The 7,090-nt window shown below is 71.5% G+C and carries 6 protein-coding genes and 1 rRNA gene; all 7 read right to left on the reverse strand.

All coding sequences use genetic code 11. The features are described from left to right. Positions 1–79: ribosomal RNA gene (locus E1264_RS37855) — 16S ribosomal RNA — on the reverse strand; the annotation flags it as partial. 622 nt (positions 80–701) lie between these two features. Next, positions 702–1,979, reverse strand: a complete 1,278-nt coding sequence (gene tyrS, locus E1264_RS37860; RefSeq protein ID WP_132181594.1) for a tyrosine--tRNA ligase — start codon at positions 1,977–1,979, stop codon at positions 702–704. A 96-nt stretch (positions 1,980–2,075) separates the two neighbouring features. Beyond that, positions 2,076–2,714: a DNA-3-methyladenine glycosylase gene (locus tag E1264_RS37865; RefSeq protein ID WP_132181596.1), complete on the reverse strand. Its 639-nt coding sequence runs from the start codon at positions 2,712–2,714 to the stop codon at positions 2,076–2,078. A 4-nt stretch (positions 2,715–2,718) separates the two neighbouring features. After that, positions 2,719–4,137, reverse strand: a complete 1,419-nt coding sequence (gene argH / locus E1264_RS37870; RefSeq protein ID WP_132181598.1) for an argininosuccinate lyase — start codon at positions 4,135–4,137, stop codon at positions 2,719–2,721. 261 nt (positions 4,138–4,398) lie between these two features. Next, positions 4,399–5,595 carry an argininosuccinate synthase gene (locus E1264_RS37875; RefSeq protein ID WP_132181600.1) on the reverse strand — a complete coding sequence of 399 codons (1,197 nt, stop codon included), beginning with the start codon at positions 5,593–5,595 and terminating at the stop codon, positions 4,399–4,401. Positions 5,596–5,674: 79 nt separating this feature from the next. After that, a complete protein-coding gene (locus E1264_RS37880) occupies positions 5,675–6,178 on the reverse strand; it encodes an arginine repressor (RefSeq protein WP_132181604.1) in 504 nt (167 codons plus the stop codon). A gap of 8 nt (positions 6,179–6,186) precedes the next feature. Then, positions 6,187–7,090: ornithine carbamoyltransferase (argF, locus tag E1264_RS37885; protein WP_132181602.1), on the reverse strand; the 904-nt coding region annotated here is incomplete at its 5' end.

Here is a 7,090-nt window from a genome sequence, read left to right on the forward strand (position 1 = left end):
AGGGGCCTTTCCGCTCGACTTGCATGTGTTAAGCACGCCGCCAGCGTTCGTCCTGAGCCAGGATCAAACTCTCCATTAAGGCCACACGACCAGCACGAAGGGGCGAACCTCCACACCGGCCAAACCTCGGAAACAATCCCAGCATCACAACCCCAAAAAGGGCTGCACTGCCTCAAAGAAATCCCTGACCGCCCCAAAGGACGGCCACGGGGACGACCCAACCCCCCAAAAAAGGGGCGGGCCGTATAAAGGCACTGGCTTTTAACACGCTGTTGAGTTCTCAAGAAACGGACACCCACCGCGCTGGATTCGCTTTCGCGTTTCCCGCTCCGAGGCAACCCTTCTAGACTACCCGATCCGCCCTGTTTGTCAAAGTCTGGGTGGTTCGGACCCTTACGTCCGTTTTCTGGGCAGCGCACATCGCGACCCGGTCGGCTCGTTGAGGGTTCCCCGCGAGGCCGGGCCGCTTGCCAGCGTCCCGCTCCCCCGTGGGGCGTGTAGAACATTAGGTCCCGCCGCGAGGGGCGTCAAATCGAGCTCGCGCGGCGTGAAACCCCAGTTCAAGTACGGTTTTCAAGACCTTCATCATGCCCGGCGACGGGTCCTCGTAACCGCACTGTGACGTGTTTTTGCCGAAGATTGCCCTCGACATGGCGACCGCCCGCCCGGAGAGACTCCGGACGGGCGGTCACAGACGGGGTTCAGGACGCGGTCACCTCAACGCCGCCCACGTTGCGCTTTCCGCGCCGCAGGACGAGGAAGCGTCCGTGGAGCAGGTCCGACGCGGCCGGCACGGCGTCTTCCGACTCGACCTTGGCGTTGTTGAGGTAGGCCCCGCCCTGGGCGATCGCCCGCCGCGCCTCGGACTTGCTCTTGCACAGCCCGGAGGCCGCCAGCAGGTCGACGACGGACGGCAGTTCGCCCGGGGGCACCTCGGCGCGCGGCACTTCGGCGAGCGCGGCCCTAAGCGTGCGTTCGTCCAGCTCCTCCAGGGCGCCCTGGCCGAACAGGGCGCGTGAGGCGGCGATGACGCGGGCGGTCTCGTCCGCGCTGTGGACGAGCGTGGTCATCTCCTCGGCGAGCGCCCGCTGCGGGGCCCTGGCGGCGGGACGGTCCGCCCCCTGCTTGAGGAGATCGTCGATCTCCTCGTGGGAGCGGAAGCTGAAGACCTTCAGGTAGTTCCCCACGTCCCGGTCGTCGGCGTTGAACCAGAACTGGTAGAAGGCGTACGGCGAGGTCAGCTCTGGGTCGAGCCAGTAGGTCTCGCCGCCGGCCGTCTTGCCGAACTTGGACCCGTCCGCCTTGGTGAGCAGCGGCGTGGTCAGCGCGTGGGCACCGCCGCCCTCGACGCGGCGGATGAGGTCGACGCCGGCGGTGAGGTTGCCCCACTGGTCGCTGCCGCCCGTCTGGAGCCGGCACCCGTACCGCCGGTACAGCTCCAGGAAGTCCATCGACTGGAGCAGCACGTAGCTGAACTCGGTGTAGCTCATGCCGGTGGTGTCGAGCCGGGCCTTGACGGTCTCGCGGGCCAGCATCCGGTTGACCGGGAAGTGCTTGCCGATGTCGCGGAGGAACTCGATGGCGGACATGGGGCCCGTCCAGTCGAGGTTGCTGACCATGGTCGCCGCGGTGGGGCCGTCGCCGAAGTCGAGGAACTTCGACACCTGGCCGCGGATGCGCTCGACCCAGCCCGCGACGGTCTCCTCGGAGTTCAGGACGCGTTCGGTGCTCTTGCCGCTCGGGTCGCCGATCAGGCCGGTGGCGCCGCCGACGAGCCCGATGGGCCGGTGCCCGGCGAGCTGGAAGCGGCGCAGCGTGAGGATCTGGATCAGGTTGCCGAGGTGCAGCGAGGGGGCCGTCGGGTCGAAACCGCAATAGAGCGTGACCGGTCCCGCGGCGAGCAGGGCCCGCAGTTCGTCCAGGTCGGTGGACTGCGCGATCAGGTCGCGCCACGCGAGATCGTCCAGGATGTCGGTCACGGTCTCCTCGTTCCGGCTTGCGTTCCGTGTGCCCACCAGGGTGCCTGGGCGGGCGGGTGTCACGCTAACGATATTCAGCGGGCCGCGATCGCCGGGTCAGTCGGCGGCGGTGATCTTCTTGCGTTGCCTCGGGACGTGGGCCCGGTAGGGCGAGACGGTCGGGTCGCCGTCGATCCAGAAGCGCCACGGCACCTCTTTGGCGCCGTTCACGCCGGTGCGCGGGCCGTTGCGGATCAGCGCGGGGTCGGCGGGGTCGCCGGCGTGGACGGTGAGCGGGCCGCCGGGCGCGCAGACGTCCAGGCCGTTCTGCTCGCGGGCGATGCCGAGCGCCTGGCAGAGCCGCGCGGGGCCGCGGGCGAGGTCGCGGACGGACGAGCGCGGGCGGCGGGCGCGCGCCACGTCCTCCCCCGCGACGATCTCCCCGGCGCGGAGCAGGACCGCCATGGACGTCCCGTCCGGGCCGCACACGAGGTTCATGCAGAAGTGCATGCCGTAGGTGAAGTAGACGTAGGCGTGGCCGGGCGGCCCGAACATGACGGCGTTGCGGGGCGTCCGGCCGCGGTAGGCGTGGGAGGCGGGGTCGAGGGGGCCGGCGTACGCCTCGACCTCGGTGAGCCTGACCGCGACCTCGCCGCCGCCGGGCGCGCGGTGGCTGAGCACGTGCCCGAGCAGGGAGGGCGCGACCTCCTCGACGGGGCGGTCGAAGAAGTCGCGGGGCAGCAACGCTCCGTTCATCGCCTCACCCGTCGGAGTCGGCGGCCCAGGCGGCGTGGTCGTTGACGAGCGCGCGGAGCGCGGCGAGCTGCTCGCGGACGCGGTCGGGCGCCGTCCCCCCGTACGCCTTCCGGGAGGCGAGGGCCCCCTGGACGTTCAGGACCTCGCGGACGTCCGGCGTCAGGTGCGGCGACACCTTGGCGAGCTCGGCGTCGGTGAGGTCGTCGAAGTCCTTGTCGTTGACCTGGCACCAGACGACGAGGTGCCCGACGACCTCGTGCGCGTCGCGGAACGCGGTGCCGCGCCGGACGAGGAGCTCGGCGAGGTCGGTGGCGAGGGCGAAGCCGTCCGGGGCGAGGGCCTCCAGGCGTTCGGTGTTGACCCGCATGGTCGCGATCAGCCCGGACATGGCGGGCAGGACGAGCAGCAGCGTCTCGACGGCGTCGAACGCGCCCTCCTTGTCCTCCTGGAGGTCGCGGTTGTAGGTGAGCGGGAGGCCCTTGAGGGTGGTGAGCAGGCCGACGAGGTGGCCGATGAGGCGGCCGGCCTTGCCGCGGGCGAGCTCGGCGACGTCGGGGTTCTTCTTCTGCGGCATGATCGACGACCCGGTGGCGTAGGTGTCGTCCATCTCGATCCAGCGGAACTCCTGCGACGCCCAGAGGCAGATCTCCTCGCCGAGGCGCGACAGGTGGACGCCGATGAGCGCGGCGGCGAAGAGGAACTCGGCGACGAAGTCGCGGTCGGCGACGGCGTCCATGGAGTTGGGCGCGGCGGCGTCGAAACCGAGCTCGGCGGCGGTGGCCTGCGGGTCGAGCGGCAGGGACGACCCGGCGAGCGCGCCGGAGCCGAGCGGGGAGATCGCGGCGCGCTTGTCCCAGTCGCGGAGGCGGGCGATGTCGCGGGTGAGCGGCTGGACGTGCGCGAGGAGCTGGTGGGAGAACAGCACGGGCTGCGCGTGCTGCAGGTGCGTCATGCCGGGTGCGGCGACGCCGAGGTTGTGCTCGGCCTGCGCGATCAGCGCCGTCTCCAGCTCCACGAGGCGGGAGACGATCTGGCGGGCGTGGTCGCGCAGGTAGAGGCGCAGGTCGGTGGCGACCTGGTCGTTGCGGCTGCGGCCCGCGCGGAGCTTGCCGCCGAGCGCGCCGAGCCGTTCCAGGAGGCCGCGTTCGAGGGCGGTGTGGACGTCCTCGTCGGCGACCGTGGGGCGGAACTCGCCGGTGCGGCACGCCTCCTCAAGGTCGTCCAGGGCACCGATCATGCGGTCGAGCTCGTCGTCGGTCAGCAGCCCCGCCCGGTTGAGGACGCGGGCGTGCGCGCGCGAGCCCATCAGGTCGTAGGGGGCGAGCCGCCAGTCGAACTGGACGCTCACCGAGAGCCGCGCGAGCGCGTCCGACGGGCCGCCCTCGAATCGGCCGCCCCACAGGCGCGTCGGTGCCTTCGTCACGAAAATCCTCTTCTTCCCGCCGCTGGACGAACGTTGCCGTCACATCTCACGTTGCCGTGTCAATCTCACCACGTCCGGGCATGGCAGCACGACGTGGGGACGCCGTGGTCACGGCGCCCCCAGCGCGGTGACGCGGCGTCCGCCATAGGGTACGGGGAAACCCGTGCCGGAGGCGGGCGCGTCCCTGCTCGTGCGGTCAGACGGCCCGGGCAGGCGGCTTGGTAGAACAGCCTGGCCGGGCGGCCTGGTCGAACGTCCCGGTCAGGCGTTCCGGTCGCGCTTGGCGGCGATCTTGCTGGGCAGGCTCCACAGCTCGACGAAGCCCTTGGCGAGGCTCTGGTCGAACGCGTCGCCGGTGTCGTAGGTGGCGAGGTCGTAGTCGTAGAGGGACGCGCCGCTGCGCCGGCCGGTCACGACGGCGCGGCCGGCGTGCAGGGTCAGCCGGACGTCGCCGGACACGTGCTTCTGCGCGTCGGCGATGAACGCGTCCAGGGAGTCCTTCAGCGGCGAGAACCACAGGCCGTCGTAGACGAGCTCGCCCCACCGCTGGTCGACGGACCGCTTGAAGCGGGCGAGGTCGCGCTCGACGGTGACGTTCTCCAGCTCCATGTGCGCGGCGATCAGCGCGATCGCGGCGGGCGCCTCGTAGACCTCGCGGCTCTTGATGCCGACGAGCCGGTCCTCGACCATGTCGATCCGGCCGACGCCCTGCGCCCCGGCGCGGCGGTTCAGCTCGGCGATGATCTCGTACGGGGTGAGCGCGCGGCCGTCCAGCGCGACGGGCACGCCGGAGGCGAACGTGATGACGACCTCGTCGGCCTCGCGCGGCTCGGCGGGGTCGGAGGTGTAGTCGTAGACGTCCTCGATGGGGCCGTTCCAGATGTCCTCCAGGAACCCGGTCTCGACGGCGCGCCCCCACAGGTTCTGGTCGATGGAGTACGGCGACTTGGCCGACACGTCGATCGGCAGGCCCTTCTCCTCGGCGAACGCGATCGCCTTGTCGCGCGTCCAGGCGAAGTCGCGGGCGGGCGCGATGACCTTCAGGTCGGGGTTGAGCGCGGACAGGCCCGCCTCGAACCGGACCTGGTCGTTGCCCTTGCCGGTGCAGCCGTGCGACACCGTCGTCCCGCCGAACTCCTCGGCGGCCGAGACGAGGTGCTTGACGATCAGCGGCCGGGACAGGGCGGACACCAGCGGGTAGCGGTCCATGTAGAGGGCGTTGGCCTGCATGGCGGGGACGCAGAAGTCCGCGGCGAACTCCTCCCTGGCGTCCACGACGACGGCCTCGGCCGCGCCGCAGGCGAGGGCCCGCTTGCGGATGGCGTCGAGGTCCTCGCCGCCCTGGCCGACGTCGACGGCCACCGCGATGACGTCGCCGCCGGTCTGCTCGGCGAGGTACGGGATGGCGACGGAGGTGTCCAGTCCCCCGGAGTACGCGAGTACGACGCGCTCGCTCATGATCGTTCTCTCCTGTGCGAAGTATGCGAAGTGTGTGAGGTTTCAGGTGGTGCGGGCTGGGACGGGGCCGCGGGCGGCCCTAGCTTCGTCGCTCGCGTCCGTCGGTCAGCCGCAGGAGCGCCTGCGCGACGTCGTCCCCGCCGGTCGGGTCGCGGGCGATGACGAGGATCGAGTCGTCGCCCGCGACGGTGCCGAGGATGGACGGCCATTCGGCGTGGTCGATCGCCGAGGCCAGGTACTGCGCGGCCCCGGGCGGGGTCCGCACCATGACCAGGTTCGCCGACGCCTCGGCCGAGACGAGCAGCTCCGCGGCGAGCCGGGAGAGCCGTCCGGTGAAGGTCTCGGCGGAGCCGGTGCGGGCCCGCCGGATCCGCTCGCCGCCCTCCCCGGGGACGGCGTAGATCAGGCTGCCGTCGTCGGCGCGCAGCCGCACCGCGCCGATCTCCACCAGGTCCCGCGACAGCGTGGCCTGGGTGACCTCGACGCCCTCGTCGCCGAGGAGCTTGGCGAGCTCGCCCTGCGAGTGGACGGGATGCCGGGTCAGCAGCTCGATCACCCGGGCGTGCCGGGCGGCCTTGGTCATGGGGGTGGTCACCGCGAGCGCTCCAGCAGCCAGATGAGCAGCGCCTTCTGGGCGTGCAGGCGGTTCTCGGCCTCGTCCCAGACGCGGCTCTGGGGGCCGTCGAGGACGGACGCGGCGATCTCCTTGCCGCGGTAGGCGGGCAGGCAGTGCAGGACGATCGCGTCCGGGTCGGCGAGGGAGAGCAGGTCGTCGGTGACGGAGTACGGCTCGTAGAGGGAGGTGTCCTTGCCGTCCTGGCCCATGGAGACCCAGGTGTCGGTGGCGAGGACGTCGGCTCCGGCGGCGGCCTTCGCGGCGTCGTCGGTGACGGTCACCGACCCGCCGGTCGCGGCGGCGATCTCGGCGGCGCGGGCCACGACGGCGGGGTCCGGGGGCTGGGACGCGGGCGCGCCGACGCGGACGTGCATCCCGGCGGTGGCGCAGCCCAGCAGGTAGGAGTGGGCCATGTTGTTGGCGCCGTCGCCGAAGTAGGCGAGGGCGACCCCGGCGAGGTCGTCGCCCTTCGCCTCCCGCACGGTCTGCAGGTCGGCGAGGATCTGGCAGGGGTGGAACTCGTCGGTGAGGGCGTTGACGACCGGGACGGTGGTGCCGTCCGCCATCTCCTCGATGCGCTCCTGCCCGGCCGTCCGCCACACGATGGCGCTGACCTGGCGTTCCAGAACGCGGGCGGTGTCGGCGATGGTCTCGCCGCGGCCGAGCTGGCTGGTGCCGGCGTCCATGACGAGGGGGTTGCCGCCCAGCTCGGCGATGCCGGCGGCGAACGACAGCCGGGTCCGGGTGGACGGCTTGTCGAACAGGACGGCCACCGACCGCGGGCCTTCGAGGGGCCGGAACCGGAACCGGTCCTTCTTCACCTCGGCGGCCAGGTCGAGCACCTCGGCCTGCTCGGCGGGGGCGAGGTCGTCGTCGCGA

Source organism: Actinomadura sp. KC216 (assembly GCF_004348535.1).
Classification (GTDB): domain Bacteria; phylum Actinomycetota; class Actinomycetes; order Streptosporangiales; family Streptosporangiaceae; genus Spirillospora.

Bases quoted from the DNA above. Each gene is read 5' to 3' on its own strand.
- E1264_RS37865 (WP_132181596.1), bottom strand. From the start codon at position 2,714: ATGAACGGAGCGTTGCTGCCCCGCGACTTCTTCGACCGCCCCGTCGAG.
- E1264_RS37875 (WP_132181600.1), bottom strand. From the start codon at position 5,595: ATGAGCGAGCGCGTCGTACTCGCGTACTCCGGGGGACTGGACACCTCC.
- E1264_RS37880 (WP_132181604.1), bottom strand. From the start codon at position 6,178: ATGACCAAGGCCGCCCGGCACGCCCGGGTGATCGAGCTGCTGACCCGG.